The following is a 768-nucleotide window of genomic DNA, read 5'->3' as shown; positions in this document are numbered from 1 at the left end:
ATTAAGTATTAAGTATTAAGTATTAAGTATTAAGTATTAAGTATTAAGTATTAAGTATTAAGTTGATCTTATAAACACACAAATTATACCTTGAAAAGATTCTTAACTTCACTTTTGCTATGTTCTGAATGACATTTGCAATTAATACTTAAAAACTGCGTTAGGGATAGCAGTGGAAATAATTAAACTTGTGTATTGTTCAAAGCAATAAAAAAATAAGAGACTTTATAATATTTTAAAAAATTGAAAACTAAATTTAGGCTTATATAATTTAAAACTAAAAAGGTTTTCTAGATTAAATTCTTATGTTTAATAAATATGAATTTTCAACTTAAAACTATTTGAAAAGAATGCATATAAACTCTTCAATAAATTAAATTGAGAAATATTTGATAAACATTTGATAAACATTATAAATCTTCTTAGATCTAATTATTTATTGTCTGATCAGATAATTTATATTCTTGAATTATTTTATTAACGAATTTCGGTTATCAATACCTAAAAGCGTATAAATACTTTTTAAGTGATATTTAACTGTGTTTTCTGAAATAAATAATTTTTCGGCAATTTCTTTATTTGTCAATCCTTTCTTTACAAGATCAACTATTTCAAGTTGTCTTTCAGAAAGAGTTTCTATGTTATAATTAGAGTTTTCATTTTTATTTATCAACTGATGTGATAGTTCGGCTAATTTATCTCTCATATGTTGATTATCATTCTCTACTAAAATTCTCTTTTGATTATTTATTTGATATAGTTTGTATA

General features: G+C 21.5%; 1 protein-coding gene. It reads right to left on the bottom strand.

The genetic code is table 11. From position 1 onward, the window contains the following. Positions 1–469 precede the first annotated feature (469 nt). Positions 470–768, bottom strand: a 299-nt coding sequence (locus ACMHJW_RS14670; RefSeq protein WP_413534146.1) for a response regulator transcription factor, incomplete at its 5' end; no start/stop codon positions are given.

Source organism: Empedobacter brevis (genome assembly GCF_965118635.1).
GTDB lineage: Bacteria > Bacteroidota > Bacteroidia > Flavobacteriales > Weeksellaceae > Empedobacter > Empedobacter brevis_A.
The sequence above is the reverse complement of the archived record's forward strand: the minus strand, read 5'-3'. Positions and strand labels throughout refer to the sequence as shown.